Here is a 23186-nt window from a genome sequence, read left to right as displayed (position 1 = left end):
GGCTCCTTGTGCCGGGGCCTGCTCGGTTCCACCACTGACTACTCCCCACCACCCACTTCCCCCTCCCCTACAATGTCGAAATGGTGTTTCTTTCGGCCCTGCTGCTGCTCGTGGCGTTTCTGGTGGGCACGCTGCCCGCCGGGCAGACGCTGCTGTCCCGCGCGGGCGTCAATGTCCGCATGACCAACGCCCATAACCTGGGGGTCGAGAATGTCCTGCACCTTGTGGGCCCCCGGCTGGCGCTGCTGAGCGCGCTGCTGGACGCCGCCAAGGGCTTCGTGGCCGTGCTGATGGCCTCCAGCCTGGGCCGCCCGGAGGTCACGGTTCTGGCGGCGCTGGCGGCGTACCTGGGCCACCTGAACCCGCCGCGCGCCCTGTACGGCCAAACCCCGCCGCGTGGCCGGGGCAACCTGCTGCTGCTGGGGGTGCTGGCGGCGCTGGCGGTCACGGGTGCCGTGCCGCTGTGGGTGGCGGCCCTGCCCGTGGTGGTGTATGCCGGGGTGGCCGGGTACTGGGGCTTTGTGAGTGCGGCGACCCTGGCCGGACTGCTGGCCTTTGCACTGGCGGTGGCCCTGCTGCCGCTGGGGCCGGCTGCGAAGTTGGGCGCGCTGGCGCTGCTGGTGGCCGCCACCTGGCGCTTCAAGGAGAACCTGGGCCGCCTGCTGGACGGCACCGAACCCCGCCTGGGCGAGTCGGTGCCGCTGGCCGGGCGCCGCCCCGACGAGGTGGTGGCCGCCTTCATGATTCATCCCATGACCCTGGAAAACTTCTGGAGTGCGCGGCGCTTTGCGTGGCTGCGGCCCCTGGTGGAGCGGGGCATTATCAGCGAAAAGGGTGTGCGCCAGCTGGCCGAAAGCATGCGGCCCATGAAAGTGGGGGAACTGCACGGCATTCGCACGCTGGACGGCAAGCGCATCCGCTGCTATCTGCTTTCCAGCCCCCTGCTGCCCGATGTGTTCCGCGACCAGCCAGAGCTCGCCACCCGCCGCGCCATTGAGGGCGCGCGGCTGGCCCAGGAACTGGGGGCCGAGGTCTTTGGGCTGGGCGCCTTCTGGTCGGTGGTGGGCAACAAGGGCGTGGACGTGCAGGCGGCCGTGCCGGACATCACCGTGACCAACGGCGGGGCGTATACCTCGGGCACCATCAAGGCAGCGATTCCCGGCATTCTGGAGCACTTTGCGGCGCAGGGCCGCAACCTCAAGGACGCGGCGGCCGGGGTAGTGGGGGCCAACGGCGTGGTGGCCTTTGGCATTGCGCGCACCATTGCCCCGCAGGTGGGCAAACTGATCATGGTGGGCCGCGACCTCGAGCGTCTGGAGCGCAGCGCCGCCACCCTGCGCCGCGCGGCCAAGGACACCGAGATCATCACCACCACCAGCTACGAGCCGCTGAAGGAAGCGGACCTAATCTTCAGCGCCACCAGCGATCCCAACCCCGTGATCTTTCCGCAGCACGTCAAACCCGGCGCCTGGATTTTCGATGAAGGCCGCCCTGCCGATGTGGACGACAGTGTGCTGACCCTGCCCGGCGTCCGCGTGATTCCTGGCGGCGTGGTGCGCCCCCCCGGCGGCATGACCAGCAACATTGACCTGCAGTTTGGCGAAGGGCAGGTACCCGCCTGCCTCGCCGAAACGCTGATTATCGCCGCCACGGGCGAGCACTGGCGCAAGAGCCTGGGCCCGCAAACGCTGACCGAGAACATCAATTTCTTCGTGGATCAGGCGCAGAAGCTGGGCTTTCAGGTCGTGGACTGACCGCAGCGTGGAGCCCAGGGCCGCCAGAGATTTCCCCTGGCGGCCCTTGCCTTTCACCGCCCGGCCCAGCGGCTTCTAAGGGGCTCCTCCAATGCCAAAGCCGGTCGGGAAGGGGACGACTCTGCTGTCCGTCGCCCTGGTTCCGTTTTTTCTCTTGTTCGCTCTGCTCACCCCTCGCCTTCGGCTGACCCGAGCTTCGTCTTTCCCTCTCCCCTTGTCCCCCAGGCTGTTCTGCGCCAGTCCACGCCTCTGGCTGCAGTTGCGGCGCACGGGCACGCGCAAATGCTCTAGGCTGCGCGGCGCATGAAGCGGTGGTGGGCAGTGATGGGGGTATGGGCCTTGGCAGCCTGGGCCGGGGCCGTGTCCCCGGCGCTGGGGCCTGCCCGCCCGCCGGTGGTGGTGAACTGGCCCCAGGACGCCTGCCCGCCGCCGGCCGCGCCCCTGGAGCGGGCGGTGTGGAACGTGGTGCGTGCCCGGGGCGGCAGCGACGTGTCGTGCGGCAACGCGTTTGTGGGTTACCTGCGCACCCCGCAGGACCTGGACACCCCGGAAGACGCCTTCAGCCAGATTGCCCGGCAGGTTGAGGGCGCGCGGCGCGAGGTGCTGCTGACCAGCATGGAGTGGCAGGGCGGCGAGGGCCGCCCCGGCTGGACGCTGGCGCAGGCGGTGGGGGCGCTGTACCGCCGCCTGCAGGCCACGCCCGGCGCCTACCCGGACGGCCTGACGGTGCGCCTGCTGCTGGGCGGCGTGCCCCAGCTGGGCCCGCCCGGTCCCCCCCAGCCGCTGCTGACCCTGGCCCGCGACCTGCGCGCCGCCGGGGTGCCGTTCGCCGATCCCGCGCGGGGCTGGACCGTGACCCTGCTGAACTACGCTTCCTTTCCGCACAGCCACGTCAAGCTGCATGTGATTGATGGCGAGGACGTCACGGCGGCCGGGTTCAACTTCACGGTGTGGCACCTGCCCGCCGCGCAGCCCGGCGGGCGCAACCTGCACGACCTGGGCCTGCGGCTGCGCGGTCCGGTGGCGCAGGCGGGTGTGGCGGCCTTTGACGACCTGTGGCGCCGCAGCGAGGCCCTGCAGTGCCCGCCCCAGGTGGCGCCCGAAGAGGTGGCGGCGGCCTGCACCCTGGGCCCTGCCCCCGCACCCAGCCACCCCCCGGCCGCTGCCCTGGCCCAGCCAGCCGGCCAGGCGCGCGCGTGGCTGCTCTACCGCCGCCCCGGGGGTGAGGGGCTGGCCGACGACGCGCATCTGGCCCTGCTGGGCGCCGCCCAGCGCAGCATTGACCTCATGCAGGCCGACTTCAGCCCGGGGCTGGCGTGCTGGTACGGCTACCTGCACCCCGAAGGCTGCGCGTTCGAGGACCTGCCGGTGTATTTCGGGGCGGTGCTGGCGGCCCTGGAGCGGGGCGTGCAGGTACGGCTGCTGGCCGTGAACTACGGCGTGGGGGCCCCAGCCAACCGCACGGGCGTGGCGCTGCTGCGCCGCGAGATGCGGCGGCGCGGCATCCCCGACGAGCGCTTTGAGGCGCACTACGTGGACTTTGCCATGCACACCAAGGCGCTGACCGTGGACCGCCAGATGGTGGTGGTGGGCAGCATGAACTTCCATTTCAGCGCCTGGGGCACCCTGGGGCTGGCCGAGGCGGCGCTGGCAACCAGCGACCCCGCCGCCGTGGCCGAGCAGGAGGCGAGCTTCGAGGCCATCTGGCGTAGCAGCAGTGCCCCCGTGCCCCTGGAGCGCTGGCTGCGCCGACCCTGAATCATGGCGCCCTGAACTGGCACCCCCTGCTGAACTGGGGCCGCAGCGCACGGTGTGGGGCGCGGCCGGGCACTACACTGTGGCCCATGTTGGCTGCCCCTCATTCCCAGTTCCGTTCCCACGGGGTCCGCCGTGGTTGAGCGGCTGCATCTGGCCAAGCCCCGGGGCTTTTGCGCGGGGGTGGTCATGGCGATTCAGGCGGTGGAAAAAGCCGCGCAGAGCGAAGACAAGCCGGTCACGGTGTACCACTCTATTGTGCACAACCACACAGTCGTGGAGCGGCTACAACAGCGCCACGGCGTGCATTTCGTGGAAGACCTGAACGACATCGACGCCCTGCCGGACGGCGGCGACACTGTGGTGTTCAGCGCCCACGGCATCAGCCCCGCCGTGCGCGAGCGGGCGCGCGCCCTGGGCCTGAGCACCATTGACGCCACCTGTCCCCTGGTGACCAAGGTACACACCGAGGCCAAGAAGTACGCCCGCGAGGGCTACATGATTCTGCTGATCGGCGACAGCGCCCGCCACCAGGAAGTGATCGGCACGCGCGGCGAGGCGCCCGAACAGACCATTCTGGTGGGCGTGCTGGGCAAGAGCGGCGAAGGGCTGCACGACCCCCACACCGTGCAGGTGCCCGACCCCGAACGGCTGGTGGTGCTCACCCAGACCACCCTCAGCGTGGACGACACCCGGCGCACCGTGGAGATTCTGAAGGCGCGCTTTCCCAGGCTGGTGGTGCCCCCCAGCGAGGACCTGTGCTACGCCACCAAGAACCGCCAGGACGCGGTCAAGGCCATTGCGCCGCACGTGGACCTGTTTCTGGTGCTCACCAGCACGCATTCCAGCAACGGCATGCGCCTGCTGGAACTGGCTGCTGACACCTGTGGCCGCGCCGAGCGTCTGGAGACCGCCGCCGACCTTGCGGGGCTGGACCTGAGCGGCGTGCGCTCCATTGGTATTACCAGTGCCGCCAGCACGCCCGACGATCTGGTGCAGGCGGTGGTGGCCCACTTCCAGGCGCTGAACCCGGCGCTGCAGGTGATTGAAGAGGGCGAGTGGGAGAACATCGAGTTCCGCGAGCCCAAGAAGATCGCGCCCACCCAGGCGCTGCCGCGCACCCTGCAATAACGTGACCCTGCCGGACGTCCTGGCGCTGGCCTTCCGGCTGTTCGTGGTCTGGCAACTGCTGTGGGGGCTGGCCGCCTTCGTGGCGGTGTGGCAGGACAAGAGGCGGGCCCAGGGCGGGCGCCGCCGCACCCCCGAAGCCGGATTGCACCGCCTGGAAGCCTGGGGCGGGGCCCTGGGCTCGGGACTGGCGCAGCTGGTGTTCCGGCACAAGACGCGCAAGGCGACGTACCAGCGCGTGTACCGGCGTCTGCTGGCCCTGTGGTTGCTGGGCTGGGTGGGCATGATCGCGCTGCAACTCCTGGGCCGCTGAGCCCACACCCCTACCGCCCCTTTCAATTGAAAAACGTTTGACCCTCCTTTCTTTCATCCGTTAACATGGCGCGCATGATTGTGGTGAAGGTGGGCGGCAGTGCGGGCATTGATTACGACGCGGTGTGTACCGATATGGCGGCCCGCTGGAAGGCGGGCGAGCGCCTGATTCTGGTGCACGGCGGCAGCGGCGAAACCAACCGCGTGGCCGAGGCCCTGGGGCACCCGCCCCGCTTCGTGACCAGCCCCAGCGGCTATACGTCACGCTTTACTGACCGCCAGACGCTGGAAATTTTCGAGATGGTGTACTGCGGCAAAATGAACAAGGGGATCGTGGAAAGGCTGCAGCGGCTGGGCGTGAACGCCGTTGGCCTCTCGGGCCTGGACGGCCGGATTTTCGAGGGCCGCCACAAGGACAGCGTGCGCGCCGTGGAGAACGGCAAGGTGAAGGTGCTGCGCGGCGACCACACCGGCACGGTGGAGCGGGTGAACACGGCGCTGCTGGAGCTGCTGCTCTCGGCAGGCTACCTGCCGGTGCTGACCCCGCCCGCCAGTTCCTACGAAGGCGTGGCGATCAACGTGGACGGTGACCGCGCCGCCGCCGCCCTGGCCGTGGCCCTGAAGGCCGAGGCGCTGCTGCTGCTGTCCAACGTGCCGGGCCTGCTGCGCGCCTACCCGGACGAGAGCAGCCTGATCCGCGAGATTCCGGCGGCGAATGTAGAGGCGTATCTGGAATTTGCCCAGGACCGCATGAAGAAGAAAGTGCTGGGCGCCGCCGAGGCGGTGCAGGGCGGCGTGCGCCGGGTGATTTTCGGGGATGCACGCGCCGGGCAACCTGTCACCGCCGCGCTGAACGGCGAGGGCACCGTCGTGGCGTAGGACGGATGCCGTCATCTAGAGCAGTTGACATCAAGATGATGTTGGTTCTCGACCCTCTCCCCTCGTGGGACTCGAAGAGCTGCGCTGCAGAGAGGGCCTCGCGCCGCGAAGGGTGAGGGAGTTCTTTGGTCAACCGCTCTAACGTCTGCAATCCCGAACAGAATCGGATGGCCCACGCCACGCCCGAAAGCCCGCTTTTTCTCCTTCTGTGCTCCGCAGCTCTGCGAGTCCGTCCGGCCCGAGTGAATCGTTAACAGAAACGGTTCAATCGGAGTCCGTGTAAAAGGACCGCTGAGCCCGCGCCGGCCAGAACGGTCACGGGCCAAGGGGGTTTCGAGGCCTGAAGTTGACCCGGCGGTTCCGGGGTATAGACGTTGAGGGCGGCAATTGACAGACCCAGGGCCGCCCCCATCGGTACCGACCTCCCCAAAAGAGCAGGTGCTATGCTGGCCCCCGCCGATGCAAAGCGCGCCCGATCTGCTGCACTTTCTGACTGTCCGGGGCGGCTGCGAATACCGCGTGACTGCCCTGCTGCGCGCCGGGCGCGGCAAAAAAGCCACCGTGCGCGAACTGGGTACCTACCACCTGACCGCCCGGGGCGAGCAGGTGCAGGCCACCGGCCCCAGCGGCCAGACGCGCACCCTCAGCCACGACGACTTTCTAGGGGTGTTTGGCAGCTACGCCTTTGGCCCCGCCGAACCCACGGGCGTCATGACCGACCTGGGCCCCCTGTTCAGCTAAAGCAGGAAAAGGCGGCTGGGCCAGTGACCTCGCCGCTCTCTCTTCTCTCCTTACTGCTGGGCCGTGGGGAACTGGAACACCTTCAGCGTCACCTGCACCTCGCGCGGTTTGCCGGCGCGCTGCACCTGCAGGGTCACGCGGTCGCCGGGCTGCTTGCCCAGCACAGCGGCGCGCAGGTCGTTCACGGTGGTCACCTGCTGGCCGTCAATGGCGGTAATCACGTCCGCCCGCTGCAGGTCAGGAGTAGGCTCGGCCTGGGCCGACGAGGGCCTCAGGTCGGCGCAGGCCAGGGCACCCTGCAAACGGGCGGCCTGGGCGGGGCTGCCCTCGTAGACGCACTTGACCAGTGCGCCCGCGTCCGGCAACTGTGCACGCTGGCGCTGGGTCTCCCCCAGATCCTCAAGCTCAGCCAGGACAATACCCAGGCTGGGCGTCTGAATCACGGCGTCCTCGCCGCCTTTGCCGGCCTGCAGCTGCGGCAGCAACTTCTTGACCGTGTTCACCGGAATGGCAAAGCCCACGCCCGCGCTCTGACCAATGCCACCGGTCAGAATCTGGGTGTTCACGCCGATCACCTGCCCGGCACTGTTCAGCAGCGGCCCACCGCTGTTCCCCGGGTTGATGGCGGCGTCGGTCTGAATTACCTTCTGTTCCACCGCGCGGGTGCCGACGGCCACCTGCCGCTCCAGGCTGGAAATGATGCCTTCCGAGACGCTGAAATCCAGTCCGAAAGGCGCGCCCATTGCAATGGCCTTGAGGCCCACGTCCAGCGCATCACTGTCTCCCAGCGGAATGGGTTTAATCTGCGCCGCAGGCACCCCCACGGCGCGGAGCAGGGCAAGGTCGAAGTCGGGGGCGCGGGCCACCACCTCGGCCTTGTAGGTCTTGGCGCTGCCGTGCAGGCGGATGGTGATCTCGCTGGCGCCCTCCACCACATGGTTGTTGGTGATAATGTCGCCGCCCTTGGTGATGAAAAAGCCGCTGCCCGTGCCGCTGCGGGGGCCGCCGTCCGGCAGTCCGAAATCGAAGGGCAGCTGCTGTTGCAGGCGCTGACGCAGCTGGGCCTCGGCGCTGCCCTCGTCGCTCTCGGTCACGCTGATGTACACCAGCCCGTCGCGCCGGGCCTTGACCACCTGCACGGTGTTGGCCTCGCTCTCGGTGCGGGCGCGGGCCTCGCTGGCGGGGGTGGCCGCCAGGGCAGGGACCATCTGCCCCGAGGTCGCCGCCGTCGGGGTGGACGCGGAAGGCGACGTGGTCGTGGTGGCTGCCGGTGCAGCGCGGTCCAATGCGCGGTCGCGGATGTCGTAACCCACCAGGGCGCCCAGGGCCAGGGTACTGGTGAGGGCCAGAATGGAGAGGGTGCGGTTCATGCGGGCAGTGTGCCGCGCGCCCGTTACACCTTGGTTAAAGCCCGCCCGCACTGGCCTTACGCGGCACTGAAGCTCCGGACGCAACGCCATTGCACGTGGCTTGAGGGCCGGGCGCATGGCCCTCTCCATTTTCCTGAAGGTGTGTGCGGCGGCGCTGGTGCTCACCGGCGCGGTGCTGGCCTATGCCGGGCTCCTGATCGGCACAATGGCGACGGACAGCGCCCGCAGGTCTGGTACGTCCAAAATTACCCCCTGCTGGGAGCAGAGGTGGGTGTGGCTGTGCTGGCCCTGGGAATCCTGCTATGGCAAGGGGCCCAGCGGTTGAGGCGGCCCCTTGAGGCAGCGCCGCCAGCCCAGCCGCCGCCGCCACCAGGGCCATAAAACACAACAATAAACCCCCACCCAACTAGGGGTGGGGGCGCACTGCGCCGGGGCGCGGCGCGGCTTACTTCTTGCGCTTGGTCGAAGGCTTCTTGCCGCCTCCGCCGGTGGTGCGCTCCTTGGCGTCTCGCATGAACGAGCGTAGCTTGGCCTCGAACTGGGGGCTCTGGCGCCCAATGGCGCGCGGACGGGGCACCTCTTCGGGTTCTTCCAGCAGTTCCTTGATGGACAGGTCCAGGCGGCCACGCTCGTCGCGGCCCAGCACCTTGACCTCCACGTTCTCGCCCTCGCGGACGTGATCGTGGATATTCCGAACAAAGGAATGCGCGATCTGGGAGATGTGCACGAGGCCCGTCTCACCGTTCTCGAACTGGATGAACGCGCCGAAGTCCGTCACGCGCGTTACGCGGCCCTCCACGACCGCGCCGGAATCAAGCTGCACCAAAGGAGGTCTCCTTGAAAAGCATGGAGCTCATGGTACACCATCCCCGCCACCGGGTGGGGGGCCGCACAGGCACCATAACTTCATGAGCGCGCTAGATTAGCCTCATGAAGTTGCGCGGCACGCTGGGGGGCCTGAACCTGCTCCTGGAACCCGGAGACACGGCGCAGGCCGTACAGGACGCACTGGACGCCCGCACCGAACTGCTGGCCAGCCACGTGACCATCGAAATTCAGGGCGACGCCGACCCCGAAGCGCTGGAGGTGGCCCTGCAGCGCATCCGGGCGGCGGGCGGCACACCGGGCCGGGTGCGCGCGCCGCGTGTGAGCGTGCCTGCCCCCGCCAGTGCAGCCCCCGACCTGCAGGCGCCCGCGCCCCGCCTGCAGATCGTGCCGCACACCCTGCGCGCGGGCATGCGCGAGTCCTACCCCGGCAGCGTGATCGTGCTGGGCGACGTGAACCCTGGCGCCGAGATCCTGGCCGGGGGCGACGTGATCGTGGTGGGGGCCCTGCGCGGGCTGGCGCACGCGGGCTGCACCGGCAACAGCGAGGCGATGGTCTGGGCCCGGCCGATTGCCAGCGCCCAGATCCGCATTGCCGACGCCGTGGCCCGCGCCCCCGAAGGCAGCAGCCTGAGCACCATGCGCCACCGCGACGACCAGCCGGTGCCGGAAATGGCGAGGCTGCTGGACGGCGCGATTCGGATTGACGTGCAGAAATAGGGGAGTGGGGAGTGGGAAGTGGGAAGTGGCAAAAGCTCAAGACCACTCCCCACTGTCCACTCACCCCTTGGGAAACCGCACCCCGCCCAGCACGCGGTTCAGATGCGCGGCGCCTGCCAGCAGCAGGGCGTCGGCGCCGGCGGGGGCCACCAGCAGGACGCCGCCGGGCTGCACGCCCCCGTCGCGGGGAACCGGGACGGCCACGCTGGGGTACCCGGCCTTGGCGGCGAGGTGGTAGCCACGAATGCCGGGGAACAGCACGAGGTCCAGGCCCCGGGCAAACAGGGTGTCGAAGCCCCGGGCGCGGGTGAGGTTCAGGTCGCGGGTGCGGGCAAGGCGGTAGGCGGCTTCTCCCCCGTCGCCCCGGGTGCCCTGCGCGGCGTGCAGCAGGGTCTGGCCATAGCGCAGGAGGCGGTCGGGGTCGCGGTCATTGGCCTCAATGACCTCCTGCATGGTGTGCGGGCCGTGCTCCACCCCGGCCAGGTACGCGTTCAGGTCTCCCTTGAACTCGTACAGCAGCACTTCCAGGCCCCAGCCGTGAGTACCCAGGTCGGCGCGAGAGGGAAAGTCCAGGTCCTGCACCTGCGCGCCAGCCTCCTGCAGGGCCAGCCGCACCCGGGCCAGCGAGGCGGTTTCGCGCTCGTCCAGCCCGGCTTCATCCCGGATGATGCCAATGGCCGCGCCGTTCAGGGCCGCTTCCATCAACGTCAGGTCCGGCACGGGGAGGCGGCGGCTGGCCTCGTCGTGAGCGTCGGGGCCAGCAATCACGGAGAGAATCAGGGCGGCGTCGCGGGCACTGCGGGTGATGGGCCCGGCCGTGTCCTGGCTGTGGCTGATGGGCACAATGCCCGTGCGCGGCACCAGCCCCAGCGTGGGTTTCAGGCCGATCACCCCGTTCTGGTGCGCCGGGCTGACGATGCTGCCGCTGGTTTCGGTGCCAATGGCGGCCACGCACAGCCGGGCGGCCACGGCCACCCCGCTGCCCGAACTGCTGCCGCCCGTATCCAGGCCCTCGCCCCAGGGGTTGACCGTCTGGCCGCCCGCGCTGGAATAGCCGTTGGGCATGCCCAGGGTCATGAAATTGGCCCATTCGGTCAGGTTGGCCTTGCCCAGAATCACCGCGCCCGCCGCGCGCAGCCGGGCCACCAGCGGGGCGTCGGCGGCAGGTACATGCCCGCGCAGCAGGGCGCTGCCGGCCGTGGTGGGCAGGCCCGCCACGTCAATGTTGTCCTTGATCAGCATGGGCACGCCGTGCAGCGGGCCGCGCGCCGCGCGGGGCAGGCTGTCCAGGGCGTCGGCGTCGGCCTGGGCCCGGGGACTGACCGTGATCACCGCGCGCAGCGCCGGGTTCAGGGCCCCCACGCGCCCCAGGTACAGCCGGGTCACTTCAGAGCAGGTGAGGTCGCCCCGGCGGGTGGCGGCGCCCAGCGTTACAGCGTCCAGGTCCAGAATGGGATCAGGCATGGAGGTCACGCCGCCCACGATACGCGCGCCATACGTCTATGTGCCGCCGTCTGGGCTTCAGTCCAGCGCGCTAGCCTCGCAGGCATGAGTCAGTCTTCTGCCCCCACCGTGGCCTTTCAGGGCAATCCCGGCTCGTACGGCGAGATCGCCGCGCTGAACGCCGCGCCTGGGGCCACGGCGCGCGGCTACCCCACCTTTCACGAGGTGGCGCGCGCCGTGGAGAGCGGCGAGGTGGCCTGCGGCGTGCTGCCGGTGGAAAACAGCCTGATGGGCGCCATTCACCAGAGCATTGACCTGCTCAGCGAAACCGACCTGCATGTGACCGGGGAAGTGGTGGTGCGCGTGTCGCACTGCCTGATGGCCCTGCCCGGCGTGGACTTGCAGGACATCCGGCGGGTGGCGAGCCAGCAGCCCGCGCTGGACCAGTGCACGGGCCTGATTCGGCAGCACGGCTGGCAACCGGTGGCAGCGCACGACACGGCCGGCAGCGCCAAGAACCTGGCGGCCAGTGGCGAGCGCGATCTGGCGGCCATTGCCAGCGCGCGCGCCGCCGAACTGTACGGCCTGACGATTCTGGCCCGCGAAATCGAGGACGAGCCGTTTAACTACACCCGCTTCATGATCCTGGCGCGCCAGGAACCGGCGCCCAGCCCGGTGCCGCACAAGACCAGCCTTGTGTTCGCCGTGCGCCACACCCCCGGCTTTCTGGTGGAAACGCTGGGCGAACTGCGCGGCCTGAACCTCTCGCGCATTGAAAGCCGCCCCCGCCGTGACCGCGCCTGGAGTTACCTGATCTACGTGGATATTGAGGGCCACGCCCAGGACCCCCAGGTGGCCCAGGCCCTGGCGGGCGTGCTGCGCAAAGCCAGCTACGCCAAGATCATCGGCTCGTACCCGGCGGCCCAGGGCACGGTGGGGTGAAGGGGCCATGGGCTTTGGGCCATGAGCCATGGGCCGGGGGGCTGTTCGGGCGCTGTGGGAGGGCAGTTGCGACAACGTTGTCTGGGCCGGCAGCCCCGTTCTCCCTTGTCGGCGCCACTGCCTAAGTTCTCACCTTGGTGAGTTGTCCACACGGGAGGCGGATAGGTTCGTCGGCCCGCTCCCCATAGCCCGTTGACAAGGTTTCTGTCTGCACCGCCCAAAATCCGCAGCAGAGCTGGATTGCCAGCGCTACGCCCGAACGTCCGCCTGTTCTCCCTCTCTGCTCTGCCGCTCTGCGAGTCCCTCCGACCGCAGTGAATCGTCGCTCTGAACGATTCCATCGGCCTCCATATCAAATGGTCCGAACCCTGGCTTTGAGCCATAGGCCATCCGCCTCTCCACCTTTATCATGTCTTCATGTCTGCCCTGGCCCGCCTGCTGCTCTCTCCGCCGGCCTGCCGTGATCCCAGGGCGCTGCGGCGGGCAGTGGCGGGGCGCACCATTCTGGTCACGGGGGCGTCCTCGGGGATTGGGGCGGCCACCGCGCGGCACCTGGGACAGGCGGGGGCTACTGTGCTGCTGCTGGCGCGGCGGGAGGCGGCACTGGACACCGTGGCGGGGCAGATTCGCGCAGCTGGGGGGCAGGCCCACGTCTACCCCGCCAATCTGGCCGACCCGGCCGAGGTGCAGGCGGTGGCGGCGCGCCTGCGGGCGGACCACCCCCAGCTGCACGCGGTGATCAGCAACGCGGGGCGCTCGGTGCGGCGCCGGGCGCAGGACGGCGAGGCCAAGCAGGACCTGTCCCGGCTGCTGGCGGTGAATTTCAGTGGGCCGGCGGCGCTGCTGCTGGCGCTCTTGCCCGCGCTGGCAGCCGGGGGCGTGGTGGTGAACGTATCCAGTGTGTCGGCGCGGCATGTGGGCGCCCCGCGCTGGAGCGCCTACCAGGGCAGCAAGGCAGGCTTTGACCTGTGGCTGCACGCCGCTGGCACTGAATGGCCGCACGTGCGGGTGGCCAGTGTGTACCTGCCCCTGGTGCGCACCCCCATGAGCGCCCCCACCCGCGCCTACCGCGCTTTGCCTGCCCTGAGTGCCGAGGACGCCGCGCAGGCTGTGACGTGGCCCCTGGTGCGTCCGGTGGTGCGCGCCGCGCCGTGGTGGCTGCGGGGCGTGGAACTCGCGGGCCTGCTGGCGCCACACGCCCTGGGCCGCGCGCTGGGGGCGCTCGAACGTCTGGAAAGCCGGCTGGCGGCCCACCCATGAGGGCCGCGTGGCGCGCGATCACGGCCACCGGGGTGCTGGCTCCAGCACCACCAAGGGCCTTGCTGGGGCTGGCGGCAGCCGTGCTGCGGCATGGGCCAACCCTTTATGCACTGGTGGCGTGGCACGCGCGGCGCACCCCCCACCGCTTGGCACTGACCGATGCGGACGGGCCCGCCACCTGGGCACAGCTGCAAGCACGCGCTGATGAGGTGGCGGCCCGCCTGGGCCCCTGCGTCCGCCCTGGCGACTGGGCCGCGCTGTGCAGCGAGGGTGGGCGGCCCTTTGTGGCCGGGCTGCTGGGGGCACTGCGGGTGGGGGCGCGGGTGCTGCTGGTGCCCCCGGGCCCGCCCGACGAGGTGGCCCGGCGCCTGGGAGGCCACCCCATCCGCGCGCTGCTGACCGATGACCCCCGGCTGGGCGCACTGAACCTGCCCACGGTGGCACTGACGGCGGGGGCCCCAGGCGGCCAGCCTCAACCCAGCGCACCCCGCCCTGGCTGGCCCCGCGCCGGCCGCCCGGTGCTGCTGACCTCCGGGACCACCGGTGAGCCCCAGGTGGTCACGCGCCGGGTCTCACCCCGGGCGGCCGGCCGGGTGGGGCTGCGGCTGCTGCAGGCTCTGCGCCCCGCCCGGGAGCGCGCGGCCCTGTTGCCCCTGCCGCTGTGGCACGGCCACGGCCTCAGCACCCTGGCGCTGGCCCTCGCGCTGGGCACACCGCTGCACCTGCGCCGGGGGGCCAGGGCAGCAGAACTCTGGACCGTGTTGGCACAGGAACAGGTGGGGACGCTGGTCGTGGTGCCCACCCTGCTGCGCCGGCTGCTGCAGGAAGCGGGCCACGCCCCCGCGCTCCACACGGTCATTTGCGGCTCGGCGCCGCTGGACCCCGCGCTGGTGGTGCAGACCCAGGCGCGCCTGGGCGACATGCTGTTCAACCTCTACGGCAGCACCGAAACGGGCCTGATCGCCCTGGCCACCCCCGACGACCTGCGCGCCACGCCGGGCAGCGTGGGGCCCCCACTGCCCGGCGTGCAGGTGCAGACGGCCCCAGACGGCCAGTTACAGGTGCGCGGCCTGCTGTCGCGCGGGTGGCTGAACACCGGGGACCTGGGCACCCTGGACCCAGCTGGGCGCGTGCACCTGCGGGGCCGCGCCGACGACCTGATGATCGTGGGCGGCGAGAACGTGTGGCCCGCGCAGCTTGAAGCGGTGCTGTGCGCGCAGCCCGGCGTGCGGGCCTGCGCGGTGTTCGGGGTGCCGTGCGCGGAATACGGACAGGCGCCCCTGGCCTTCGTGGAGCTGGCACCAGAAGAGGGCGGCGCGGCCACGCTGCACCAGCGGCTGGAAGCGGTCCTTCCCCGCCGCCTGCGCCCCCGGCTGACGGTTCTGCCCGCCCTGCCGCGCACCGAAACCGGCAAGGTGGCCCGCGCCGAGTTGCGGGCCCGGCTGAGCGAAGCCAGCCTTCCCGTGGCCCGCTAGGCCCTGGGCGCTACCGCAGCCCGCCGGGCTCCAGCAGGGTCCACAGGTGGCGCAGCAGGGCGTCGGTGTCGGGGAATTCGCGCCACGTCACCGGTTGCTGGGGCGCGCGGCCCTCGCGCAGGTGCAGGCGCAGGCCGCCCGGGCGGCGTTCAATGCGCAGCACGTACTCTTCGGGGCCGCTGTCCGGGCCAGGGACGGCCCCCGCCTCGGGCGGCTGGGGCAAAGGGAGGCTGGGGTCGGGGCGAACAGGCTTCATCGTGGGCCAGCGTAGAAGAGCGAGTGTTGCGCGGGCGTTGCAGAGGCGCCCCACCCCGCTGCGGGCGCGTGCCCCGCACCCCAGATGACCCGGCGTCCGCCCCGGCGTACACTGAGGGTCCACATGACCCCCCAGGCCGGGCTGTATCTCAAGACGCTGGGCGTGCCGCAGGTCACCCTGGACGGTGGGGCGCTGGACGTCCCCGGCAAGAGTCTGGCGCTGCTGGCGTACCTTGCCCTGGAAGGCCAGACCCCGCGCGAGGTGCTGGCCGACCTGCTGTGGACCGACCAGGACGAGGGCGCGGCGCGGCGCAACCTGCGGGTGCAGGTGCACCGCCTGCGGGCCTGCGGGGTGGGGGCGTGGCTGGAGGTGTCGGGGTCAGCGCTGGCCCTGTGCCCCAGCGTGCGCGTGGACCTGACTGAACTGCGCGCCGCGCTGGCCAGGGGCGAGCCGGGGCAGGCCGCCGCCCTGGCCGGGGGCCGCTTTCTGGATCACCTGAGCGTGCCGGGCGCCGCCACCTTCGAGGACTGGCACGAGGCCACGGCGCAGGCCGCCTTTGAAGACCAGTTGCGCGCCCTGGACGCCGCCGCTGCCGCCCACGCCGGGGCCGGTCACTGGGCCGCCGCCCTGGAGGGCCACCGCCGCGCCCTGAGCCTGGACCCCCTGCGCGAACGCACCGTGCGCGCCGTCATGGACGCGCATCTGGCCCTGGGCCAGCCCGCCGACGCCCTGGCCGCCTACGAGACCCTGGAGCGGCGGCTGCGTCAGGAACTGGGCGCAGGTCCCCTGCCCGCCACCGTGGCCCTGAAAGCCCAGGTGGACGCGCTGCTGTCGGGCCCGGCGGCCAGCCCGCGCCCGGCGGGCGTGCCGCTGGTGGGCCGCGAGGCCGACTGCGCCGCCCTGCGCGCTGGCCGCCTGACGCTGGTGCTGGGCGAGGCGGGCGTGGGCAAAACCCGGCTGGTCACCGAGGCGGCCGGGGACGCGCTGGTGGTGCGCGGCGCGGCGGAACTCACGCCGCTGCCCTACGGCGCGCTGCTGGACCTGCTGAGAAGCGCGGGGCTGCACCGCTGCCCCGAACGGCTGCGGCCGGTGCTGAGTGCCGCCCTGGCCGCCCCCGGCGTCCCGGGCCTGACCGACCGCGCCGCCCTGCTGGACGCACTGGCCCAGGCCCTGGTGAGCCTGTGCAGCGGGCACACCCTGATCGTGGAGGACCTGCACTGGCTGGACCCCAGCACGCTGGAAGCAGCCTTTCTGGCGCTGCACCGGGGCGTGCCCCGGCTGTGGCTGACCGCCCGGCCCGGCGAGCTGGCCGCCCGCGCCGACCTTCAGGCTGTGCTGGCCCGCCTGGACCCCCCGCGCCTCGCGCTGGCCGAACTGGGCGAGACCGAGGTAGCCCGCCTGATCGAGCGCCTCTCGGGGGCCCCGGCGCCGCTGTTCAGCCGCCGCCTGTTTGAAGCCACCGCCGGGCATCCGCTGTTCTTGCTCGAAACCCTGCGCGATCTGCGGGAGCGCGGCCTGCTCACCGAGCGTGGCGGGCGCTGGCATACCCCCTTTGACGCCTCGACGGTGGATTACGCCGAGGTCCCCATTTCCAGCAGCGTGGCCGCCGCCATCGCGCAGCGGGTGGAGCGCCTGGGCCCCCAGACGCGGCAGCTGCTGCAGGCGGGGGCGCTGTGGGGCGAAATCTTTCCGGTGGCCCTGGTGGCCGCCGCCTGCGACCTCCCCGAACTGGCCGCCCTGGACGCCCTGGAGCGCGCCGAGGCCGCCCGGCTGATCGTGCCCGAGGGCCCGGCCTACCGCTTTGGGCACCACCTGCACCGCCGGGTGCTGGCGGCGGGCATGGGGGCGCCGCGCGCGGGGCTGCTCCATGGCCGGCTGGCGCGGCTGGCCCCCCCGGGCACCCCCGCCGCTGCGGTGGCCCGCCACTTCGAACAGGCGGGCGAAGGCCCTCTGGCGTGGCCGCACTGGCAGCAGGCCGCGCAGGAGGCCGCCGGGCTCTACGCCCACGCCGAGGCCCTGGACCTGTATGCCCGGGCCCTAGCAGGTTCCCCCCCGCCACAGGCCGCTTTTGCCCTGCATGCCGCCCGCAGCGAGCTATGCCGCCATCTGGATGACCCGGCCACCCGCGCGCAGGCGCTGGCGGCCATGCAGACCCTGGCCCACCGCACCCAGGACCCCGCCCTGCACGCCGAGCACGCCACACACCACGCCAAGTTCTGCACCGAGCAGGACGACTACGAGGCGGCAGTGGCCACCGTGCAGGCGGCCCTGAACACCTGGGGCCCACTGCTCAGCGCCGACCACCACTCGGCGCTGCTGCTGGAAAGCGGCGCCGCCCTGGCCTGCCTGGAGCGCTGGCCCGAGGCCGAAGCGGCCCTGAACCGCGCCCTGACGCACGGGCCCGCCCCGGCGCGCCGGTCCAACATCCTGTACTGGCTGGGCTACAGCCATTTTCAGAGTGGCCAGTTTGAGCGGGCCGCCGAGCAGTACCGCGCCTCATTGGACGCCCTGCCCGGTGAAACCCCCACCCGGGGCCGCGTGCTGAGCCTGTGGCGCTACGGGGCCAGCCTGCGCCGCCTGGGCCAGTGCCGGGACGCAGCGGCGGCGCTGACCGACGCCGACACTTGCGCCCGCACCCTGAACGCCGGTTCTATTCGCGGTCTGATCGTGGCCGAGCAGGCCGCGCTGGCCCTGGACACCGGCGATCACGATGCCGCCCGCGCCCTGGCCTTGGAGGCGCAGACGCTGCTGTCTCCCCAGGGCGAGGACGGCTGGGACGTGCTGCGGCCGGTGCTGGCGACGGTGGGCTTGGTCGAGCACCGCTGACCCGGGCGACGAGTCCACCAGTCGCCCAGACGATGCCATGGCAGTGAATGGGCACAGGAAAGGGGCAGGCGTCTACCCCCCTTCAGTCGAGGCCATGGCAGGACCGACGCATTCCCGGCGGGCAAGAGCCGTGGGGGTGGAAGCGGGCGCCAGCGAACCGGCTTGCAGCAGAATGACCAGATGGATGGAGAGAAGCTCGGTCGCCTGCTGGAAGACGAAGCCCTGGCCCGGCTTCTGCAGCGCCAAGAACCGGAGACCCTGAGGCGCCTGAGTGCCCACAGTATTGAACTGGCCCTGAGCACCGCTGGGATGGATCACCTGCAGTTTGCGCAGCAGCTAGACGCCATCCGGCAAGGTCAGCCCGTGCCAGGGCGTTCATCTCTACGAACGCAGGCTGAGGAATTTGACGCTATTGCCGATGAGGCGGCGGATTCAGGCGAGCCGCTGCACCGCGCAGCCGACAGCCCTGATCCTCTGTTCCTGGCGGCCCGTAGCCTCTGCGCCATGTGCGAGGCCTCGGACCCGACCCGGGACCCCCTGGACAGTGCAGCGTGGTGTCTGTATGAGGTGTCATTCGTTGTAGGACAAGCGAATCTCCGGCAGCAGCTGGCCTCCTGGCTCCAACCCGCCTGATCGCCCGCTGAACCTGTCCATGCGGGGGTAGCGCCTGTCCCGCAGCCCTGCGCTATCCTCCCCTTTACCGCGCCCTGAACTCAGGCGTGGTCATCCAGAACCGCCCGAGGGTTTTTCCTGCCCCGTGAAGGCGTGGCAACCGGCCAACATTTCGGCACCGGTGCTCCCAGGAAGTTTCCGCACGGCGCTGACGATGGCGCGAGCGAATTCGATGGCCCGCAGGGCGGCGCAAGGACGCTGCAACGACAAGGGCGGTGGCTGCCCCTCAGGGCTGGGGCCCACCGCCACCAGCTGGAAGGGGTAAGCACCGTGACGGACCTCCACGCCGAGGCGCACCAACGTATTCTTGTTCTGGACGGGGCCTGGGGCACGCAACTGCAGCGCGCCGGGCTCACCGAAGCCGATTTCCGCCTGCCGGACGCCGATCCGCTGCGCATGTACCGGGGCAACTTCGACCTGCTGCAGCTCACCCGCCCCGACGTGATCCGCGCTGTTCACCGCGCCTACTTTGAAGCCGGGGCGGACATCGCCAGCACGAACACTTTTAATGCCACCACCATCAGTCAGGCAGACTACGGCACGCAGGCGCACGCCCGCGCCATGAACGTGGCGGGCGCCCGGCTGGCGCGCGAGGTGGCCGACGAATTCACCGCGCGTGATGGCCGGCCCCGCTGGGTGGCCGGCTCCATTGGCCCCACCAACCGCACCGCCACCCTCTCGCCGGATGTGGAGCGCCCGGACTTTCGCAACGTCACTTTCGACGAACTGGTGGCCGCCTACTGCGAGGCCGCCGAGGGCTTAATCGAGGGCGGCGCCGACCTGCTGCTGCTGGAAACAGTCTTTGACACCCTGAACGCCAAGGCGGCCCTGTTCGCCTGCGAGGAGGCCTTTGCCCGCGCGGGCCGCACCCTCCCGATCATGCTGTCGGGCACCATCACGGACGCCTCGGGCCGCACCCTCAGCGGACAGACGCCCGAAGCCTTTGCCATCAGCACGGCGCACGCGCGGCTGTTCAGCCTGGGCCTGAACTGCGCGCTGGGGGCCGATCTGCTGCGCCCGCACCTGCGCGAGATCGCCCGCGCCACAGAGGCGCTGGTGTCGGTGCACCCCAACGCGGGCCTGCCCAACGCCTTCGGCGAGTACGACGAAACGCCGGCCCACACCGCCGCTGTGCTGGCCGACTTTGCCCGCGAGGGGCTGGTGAACATCGTGGGCGGCTGCTGCGGCACCACCCCGGAGCACATTCGCGCCATTGCCGAGGCTGTAAAGGACATCCCCCCGCGCACCGCCCCCCGTCTCCCAGCAAGGCTGCGCCTGAGCGGCCTGGAAGCCTTCAAGGTCACCCCGGAGACCAACTTCGTGAACGTGGGCGAGCGCACCAACGTGACGGGCAGCCCCCGGTTCGCCAAGGCCATTCTGGCGGGCGATTACGACGCGGGCCTGAAAATTGCCCGCCAGCAGGTCGAGAACGGCGCGCAGCTGATCGACGTGAACTTCGACGAAGGCATGCTGGACGGCGAGGCGGCGATGGTGAAGTTCCTGAACCTGCTGGCCGGCGAACCCGACATTGCCCGGGTGCCGCTGATGCTGGATTCCTCGCGCTGGGAGATTCTGGAGGCGGGCCTGAAGCGGGTACAGGGCAAGGCGGTGGTCAATTCCATCTCGCTCAAGGACGGCGAGGCCACCTTCCTGGCCCGCGCCCGGCTGCTGCGCCGCTACGGGGCGGCGGCGGTGGTCATGGCCTTTGACGAACAGGGGCAGGCCGACACCGTGCAGCGGCGCGTCCAGATCTGCTCGCGCGCCTACCACCTGCTGACCCAGCAGGCCGACTTTCCGCCCCAGGACATCATTTTCGACCCCAACGTGCTGACGGTCGCCACCGGCATTGAGGAACACGACCGCTACGCCCTGGACTTTATCGAGGCCACGCGCTGGATCAAGGCCAACCTGCCGGGGGCGCTGGTGTCGGGCGGCATCTCCAACGTGTCGTTCTCGTTCCGGGGCAACAACCATGTGCGCGAGGCGATGCACGCGGTGTTCCTGTACCACGCCATCCGCGCGGGGCTGGACATGGGCATCGTGAACGCCGGGATGCTGGCGGTGTACGAAGACATTGAGCCCGAGCTGCGGGAGGCGGTGGAAGACGTGATTCTGGCCCGCCAGGGGGGCGCCACTGAGCGACTGCTGGCGCTGGCCGAGCAGTACAAGGGCGTCAAGCGCGAAGCGGGCGCAGTCAGCGCGTGGCGCGAGTGGGACGTGTACGAGCGCCTGAAGCACGCGCTGGTGCAGGGCATCACCGACCATGTGGTCGAGGACGCCGAGGAAGCCTACCGCCTGCTGGGCTCGCCGCTGGCGGTGATTGAGGGGCCGCTGATGGCCGGCATGAACGTGGTGGGCGACCTGTTCGGGGCCGGCAAGATGTTCCTGCCCCAGGTGGTCAAGTCCGCCCGCGTCATGAAACGTGCCGTGGCCCACCTGACCCCCTACCTGGAAGCCCAGAAGCAGGCGGGCGGCGGCAAGGGCAAGGTGCTGCTCGCCACCGTAAAGGGCGACGTGCACGACATCGGCAAGAACATCGTGGGCGTGGTGCTGGCCTGCAACGGCTATCAGGTCACCGACCTGGGCGTGATGGTGCCCACCGAGAAGATTCTGGACGAGGCCGCGCGCCTCGGCGCGGACGTGATTGGCCTGTCGGGCCTGATCACCCCCAGCCTGGACGAGATGGTGGGCGTGGCGCGCGAGATGACGCGCCGGGGCCTCACGCTGCCGCTGCTGATCGGCGGCGCCACCACCAGCCGGGCACACACGGCGGTCAAGATTGCGCCTGCCTACCCGGGCCCGGTGGTGCATGTGCTGGACGCCAGCCGCGCCGTGACCACCACCGCCGAACTGCTCTCGGACGCGGCGGGGGTGCAGGCCCGCATCCGCACCGAGTACGACGCCCTGCGCGAACGTCACGCAGGCCGGCAGGTGCGCCTGCTGCCCCTGGCCGAGGCCCGCACCCGCGCCCCGCAGCTCTTCCCCACCCCGGCCCCCGCGCCGCGCGAACCCGGCCGCCAGGTCATAGAGCAACCCCTGGCCGACCTGTTGCCGTTCATTGACTGGACGCCCTTTTTCATTGCCTGGGAAATGAAGGGCCTCTATCCCACCATCCTGTCTGACCCCTTGCGCGGCGAGGAGGCGCGTCGTCTGTTTGCCGACGCCCAGACCCTCCTGAACCGCATCGTGGCCGAGGGGCTCTTCAAGGCGCGCGGGGTCATCGGCCTGTGGCCGGCGCGGCGGAACGGGGACGACATTGTGGTTGACGGTGAACGGTTGACCGTTGATGCAGAACGATCAACCATTGGCGGTCAACCATCAACGGTCCTCCACACCTTGCGCCAGCAGCGCGACCAGACGGGCCCGAACATCGCCCTGGCCGACTTCGTGCAGACGGCGAGCGACCATGTGGGCGCCTTCGCGGTGGCGATCCACGGCGCCGAAGCCCTGGCGGCGCAGTTTGAAGCGGCGCATGACGACTACAACGCCATTCTGGTCAAGGCGCTGGCCGACCGGCTGGCCGAAGCTTTTGCGGAAAAACTGCACCGCGACGTGCGGGTGCGCCACTGGGGTTACGCCCCCAACGAGGCGCTGGACAACGACGCCCTGATCCGCGAACGCTACGTGGGCATCCGCCCCGCGCCCGGCTACCCCGCGCAACCCGACCACACCGAAAAACGCACCCTCTTTGCCCTGCTGGGCGCCGAGGACGCGGGCCTGCGCCTCACGGAGTCCTGTGCCATGACCCCGGCGGCAGCGGTCTCTGGCCTCTACTTCGCCCACCCCGAAGCCCGCTACTTCGCCGTGGGCCGCATTGGCCGCGATCAGGTCGAGGACTACGCCGCCCGCAAAGGCTGGACCGTGGCCGAAGCCGAGCGCTGGCTGGGCCCGGTCCTGGCGTATGACAGCGAGCCACCAAAGACTCTAAGAGTCGAAGAGTCTAAGGAAGCGGCTGTTCCTCGACCCTTAGACCCTTTGACCCTTCGACCCACCGCCGCAGGCGGTGCCCAGTGACCCGCGTCTCCGTAGAACTCGTGCCACGCAGCCGCTCGGGGCTGCGGGCTGAACTGGCCGAGGTGGCAGCGCACCTGCGCGGAGTGGACACCATCAACGTGCCGGACCTCACGCGGTACTCGCTGCGGTCCTGGGCGGGGTGCGGCTTTGCGCGGCCGGGCTTTGCAGCCATTCCGCACCTGCGCGCGGTGGACTTTAACCCCCGCGAGCCGCTGCCGTTTCTGCCCCTGCTGGCCGGGCACGGCATTGACGAGGTCCTGGTGATCACCGGCGACGCCCCCGCCGACATGAGCGCCCGCGTGTACGACGTGGACGCCGTGGACCTGATCCGCCGCCTGAGGCGCGAGGCGCCGCAGCTGCGCGTCTACGCTGGCCTGGACCCCTACCGGCAGTCGTTCGTGCGCGAGCGGGATTATCTGGCCCGGAAGCTGGACGCGGGCGCCTGCGGGGTGTTCACCCAGCCCTTTTTCGATCTGCGCGTGGCCGACACCTGGGCCGATCTGGTCCCCGAGGACCTGCCGGTGTGGTGGGGGGCGACCAGCATCCTCACCGAAGCCAGCTTCAACTACTGGCGGGCGCGCAACCACGCGGTGTTTCCCCGCTCGTTTGCGCCCACGCTGGCATGCAACCGCGCCTTCGCGGCCGACCTGCTGCACTTTGCCCGGCAACGTGGCCAGCATGCCTACTTCATGCCAGTCAAGGTGAATGTGCTGGAGTACCTGGGCGGCCTGCTGGATGAACAGACGGCGACCTTGCGCCAGGACGCGGTGTAGCTCGAAGAAAAAGGTGGCGGCTTCGCCTCTGCCCGCAGCAC

Annotated in this window: 19 protein-coding genes; 15 read left to right on the top strand and 4 right to left on the bottom strand. The window is 70.4% G+C overall.

The features are described 5' to 3' along the window. Positions 1-80 precede the first annotated feature (80 nt). The 6 genes from KMW22_RS09830 to KMW22_RS09805 all read left to right on the top strand — a co-directional run bounded on the left by KMW22_RS09830 (position 81) and on the right by KMW22_RS09805 (position 6569). Positions 81-1754 (top strand): glycerol-3-phosphate acyltransferase, encoded by a 1674-nt coding sequence (locus KMW22_RS09830; RefSeq protein WP_221089869.1) that lies wholly within the window; start codon positions 81-83, stop codon positions 1752-1754. 303 nt (positions 1755-2057) lie between these two features. Beyond that, the gene (locus tag KMW22_RS09825) at positions 2058-3512 is read left to right on the top strand and encodes a phospholipase D-like domain-containing protein (RefSeq protein WP_268906288.1); all 1455 of its coding nucleotides are present in this window, start codon (positions 2058-2060) and stop codon (positions 3510-3512) included. A 132-nt stretch (positions 3513-3644) separates the two neighbouring features. Further along, on the top strand, positions 3645-4640 hold the full coding sequence (gene ispH / locus KMW22_RS09820) for a 4-hydroxy-3-methylbut-2-enyl diphosphate reductase (protein ID WP_221089868.1): 996 nt from the start codon (positions 3645-3647) through the stop codon (positions 4638-4640). A gap of 1 nt (position 4641) precedes the next feature. Next, on the top strand, positions 4642-4950 hold the full coding sequence (locus KMW22_RS09815; RefSeq protein ID WP_328774655.1) for a DUF1294 domain-containing protein: 309 nt from the start codon (positions 4642-4644) through the stop codon (positions 4948-4950). 74 nt (positions 4951-5024) lie between these two features. Beyond that, entirely contained in the window at positions 5025-5828 is an 804-nt protein-coding gene (locus tag KMW22_RS09810; RefSeq protein ID WP_221089867.1) for a [LysW]-aminoadipate kinase, read from the top strand. Between the two features lie 459 nt (positions 5829-6287). After that, positions 6288-6569: a hypothetical protein gene (locus KMW22_RS09805; RefSeq protein WP_221089866.1), complete on the top strand. Its 282-nt coding sequence runs from the start codon at positions 6288-6290 to the stop codon at positions 6567-6569. Positions 6570-6619: 50 nt separating this feature from the next. Here KMW22_RS09805 and KMW22_RS09800 read toward each other — a convergent pair whose 3' ends face one another. Beyond that, positions 6620-7939: a S1C family serine protease gene (locus KMW22_RS09800; RefSeq protein WP_221089865.1), complete on the bottom strand. Its 1320-nt coding sequence runs from the start codon at positions 7937-7939 to the stop codon at positions 6620-6622. A gap of 115 nt (positions 7940-8054) precedes the next feature. Between KMW22_RS09800 and KMW22_RS09795 the strand changes: the two genes are divergently transcribed. Continuing rightward, positions 8055-8264 carry a hypothetical protein gene (locus tag KMW22_RS09795; protein ID WP_221089864.1) on the top strand — a complete coding sequence of 70 codons (210 nt, stop codon included), beginning with the start codon at positions 8055-8057 and terminating at the stop codon, positions 8262-8264. 120 nt (positions 8265-8384) lie between these two features. Here KMW22_RS09795 and KMW22_RS09790 read toward each other — a convergent pair whose 3' ends face one another. Further along, positions 8385-8765, bottom strand: a complete 381-nt coding sequence (locus tag KMW22_RS09790) for a S1 RNA-binding domain-containing protein (RefSeq protein ID WP_221089863.1) — start codon at positions 8763-8765, stop codon at positions 8385-8387. A gap of 104 nt (positions 8766-8869) precedes the next feature. Between KMW22_RS09790 and KMW22_RS09785 the strand changes: the two genes are divergently transcribed. Further along, positions 8870-9484: a septum site-determining protein MinC gene (locus tag KMW22_RS09785; protein WP_221089862.1), complete on the top strand. Its 615-nt coding sequence runs from the start codon at positions 8870-8872 to the stop codon at positions 9482-9484. A gap of 60 nt (positions 9485-9544) precedes the next feature. On the opposite strand, the gene KMW22_RS09780 is transcribed toward KMW22_RS09785, so the two are convergent. Continuing rightward, on the bottom strand, positions 9545-10948 hold the full coding sequence (locus KMW22_RS09780) for an amidase family protein (RefSeq protein ID WP_221089914.1): 1404 nt from the start codon (positions 10946-10948) through the stop codon (positions 9545-9547). Positions 10949-11032: 84 nt separating this feature from the next. On the opposite strand from KMW22_RS09780, the gene KMW22_RS09775 reads away from it, so the two are divergent. From KMW22_RS09775 to KMW22_RS09765, 3 genes are all read left to right on the top strand, one after another. Next, positions 11033-11869, top strand: coding sequence for a prephenate dehydratase (locus KMW22_RS09775; RefSeq protein ID WP_221089861.1), 837 nt, complete (start codon positions 11033-11035; stop codon positions 11867-11869). A gap of 417 nt (positions 11870-12286) precedes the next feature. Then, positions 12287-13129 (top strand): SDR family NAD(P)-dependent oxidoreductase, encoded by an 843-nt coding sequence (locus tag KMW22_RS09770; protein WP_221089860.1) that lies wholly within the window; start codon positions 12287-12289, stop codon positions 13127-13129. Then, complete coding sequence (locus tag KMW22_RS09765; protein WP_221089859.1) at positions 13126-14604, top strand: class I adenylate-forming enzyme family protein; 1479 nt, start codon at positions 13126-13128, stop codon at positions 14602-14604. Before KMW22_RS09770 ends, KMW22_RS09765 begins: the two co-directional genes overlap by 4 nt. Positions 14605-14614: 10 nt before the next feature. On the opposite strand, the gene KMW22_RS09760 is transcribed toward KMW22_RS09765, so the two are convergent. Beyond that, on the bottom strand, positions 14615-14860 hold the full coding sequence (locus KMW22_RS09760; RefSeq protein ID WP_221089858.1) for a hypothetical protein: 246 nt from the start codon (positions 14858-14860) through the stop codon (positions 14615-14617). Positions 14861-14983: 123 nt separating this feature from the next. Between KMW22_RS09760 and KMW22_RS09755 the strand changes: the two genes are divergently transcribed. The 4 genes from KMW22_RS09755 (at position 14984) to KMW22_RS09740 (ending at position 23145) form a co-directional block, all read left to right on the top strand. Then, positions 14984-17686, top strand: a complete 2703-nt coding sequence (locus tag KMW22_RS09755) for an ATP-binding protein (protein WP_221089857.1) — start codon at positions 14984-14986, stop codon at positions 17684-17686. A 180-nt stretch (positions 17687-17866) separates the two neighbouring features. After that, on the top strand, positions 17867-18319 hold the full coding sequence (locus KMW22_RS09750; RefSeq protein WP_221089856.1) for a hypothetical protein: 453 nt from the start codon (positions 17867-17869) through the stop codon (positions 18317-18319). A 309-nt stretch (positions 18320-18628) separates the two neighbouring features. Continuing rightward, positions 18629-22372 (top strand): methionine synthase, encoded by a 3744-nt coding sequence (gene metH, locus KMW22_RS09745; protein ID WP_221089855.1) that lies wholly within the window; start codon positions 18629-18631, stop codon positions 22370-22372. Next, entirely contained in the window at positions 22369-23145 is a 777-nt protein-coding gene (locus KMW22_RS09740) for a methylenetetrahydrofolate reductase (RefSeq protein ID WP_221089854.1), read from the top strand. The genes metH and KMW22_RS09740 overlap by 4 nt, the downstream gene beginning before the upstream one ends. Positions 23146-23186: the final 41 nt, after the last annotated feature.

This window comes from Deinococcus aquaedulcis (assembly GCF_019693445.1).
Classification (GTDB): domain Bacteria; phylum Deinococcota; class Deinococci; order Deinococcales; family Deinococcaceae; genus Deinococcus; species Deinococcus aquaedulcis.
This window is presented reverse-complemented; position numbering and strand designations above follow the sequence as displayed.

What these genes read in the sequence shown, in the direction of transcription:
- KMW22_RS09785 (WP_221089862.1), top strand. Translation starts at nt 8,870, where the DNA reads ATGAAGTTGCGCGGCACGCTGGGGGGCCTGAACCTGCTCCTGGAACCC.
- KMW22_RS09755 (WP_221089857.1), top strand. Translation starts at nt 14,984, where the DNA reads ATGACCCCCCAGGCCGGGCTGTATCTCAAGACGCTGGGCGTGCCGCAG.
- KMW22_RS09760 (WP_221089858.1), bottom strand. Translation starts at nt 14,860, where the DNA reads ATGAAGCCTGTTCGCCCCGACCCCAGCCTCCCTTTGCCCCAGCCGCCC.
- KMW22_RS09780 (WP_221089914.1), bottom strand. Translation starts at nt 10,948, where the DNA reads ATGCCTGATCCCATTCTGGACCTGGACGCTGTAACGCTGGGCGCCGCC.
- KMW22_RS09765 (WP_221089859.1), top strand. Translation starts at nt 13,126, where the DNA reads ATGAGGGCCGCGTGGCGCGCGATCACGGCCACCGGGGTGCTGGCTCCA.
- KMW22_RS09825 (WP_268906288.1), top strand. Translation starts at nt 2,058, where the DNA reads ATGAAGCGGTGGTGGGCAGTGATGGGGGTATGGGCCTTGGCAGCCTGG.
- KMW22_RS09795 (WP_221089864.1), top strand. Translation starts at nt 8,055, where the DNA reads ATGGCCCTCTCCATTTTCCTGAAGGTGTGTGCGGCGGCGCTGGTGCTC.
- KMW22_RS09810 (WP_221089867.1), top strand. Translation starts at nt 5,025, where the DNA reads ATGATTGTGGTGAAGGTGGGCGGCAGTGCGGGCATTGATTACGACGCG.
- KMW22_RS09805 (WP_221089866.1), top strand. Translation starts at nt 6,288, where the DNA reads ATGCAAAGCGCGCCCGATCTGCTGCACTTTCTGACTGTCCGGGGCGGC.
- KMW22_RS09800 (WP_221089865.1), bottom strand. Translation starts at nt 7,939, where the DNA reads ATGAACCGCACCCTCTCCATTCTGGCCCTCACCAGTACCCTGGCCCTG.
- KMW22_RS09830 (WP_221089869.1), top strand. Translation starts at nt 81, where the DNA reads ATGGTGTTTCTTTCGGCCCTGCTGCTGCTCGTGGCGTTTCTGGTGGGC.
- KMW22_RS09775 (WP_221089861.1), top strand. Translation starts at nt 11,033, where the DNA reads ATGAGTCAGTCTTCTGCCCCCACCGTGGCCTTTCAGGGCAATCCCGGC.
- KMW22_RS09770 (WP_221089860.1), top strand. Translation starts at nt 12,287, where the DNA reads ATGTCTGCCCTGGCCCGCCTGCTGCTCTCTCCGCCGGCCTGCCGTGAT.
- KMW22_RS09750 (WP_221089856.1), top strand. Translation starts at nt 17,867, where the DNA reads ATGGATGGAGAGAAGCTCGGTCGCCTGCTGGAAGACGAAGCCCTGGCC.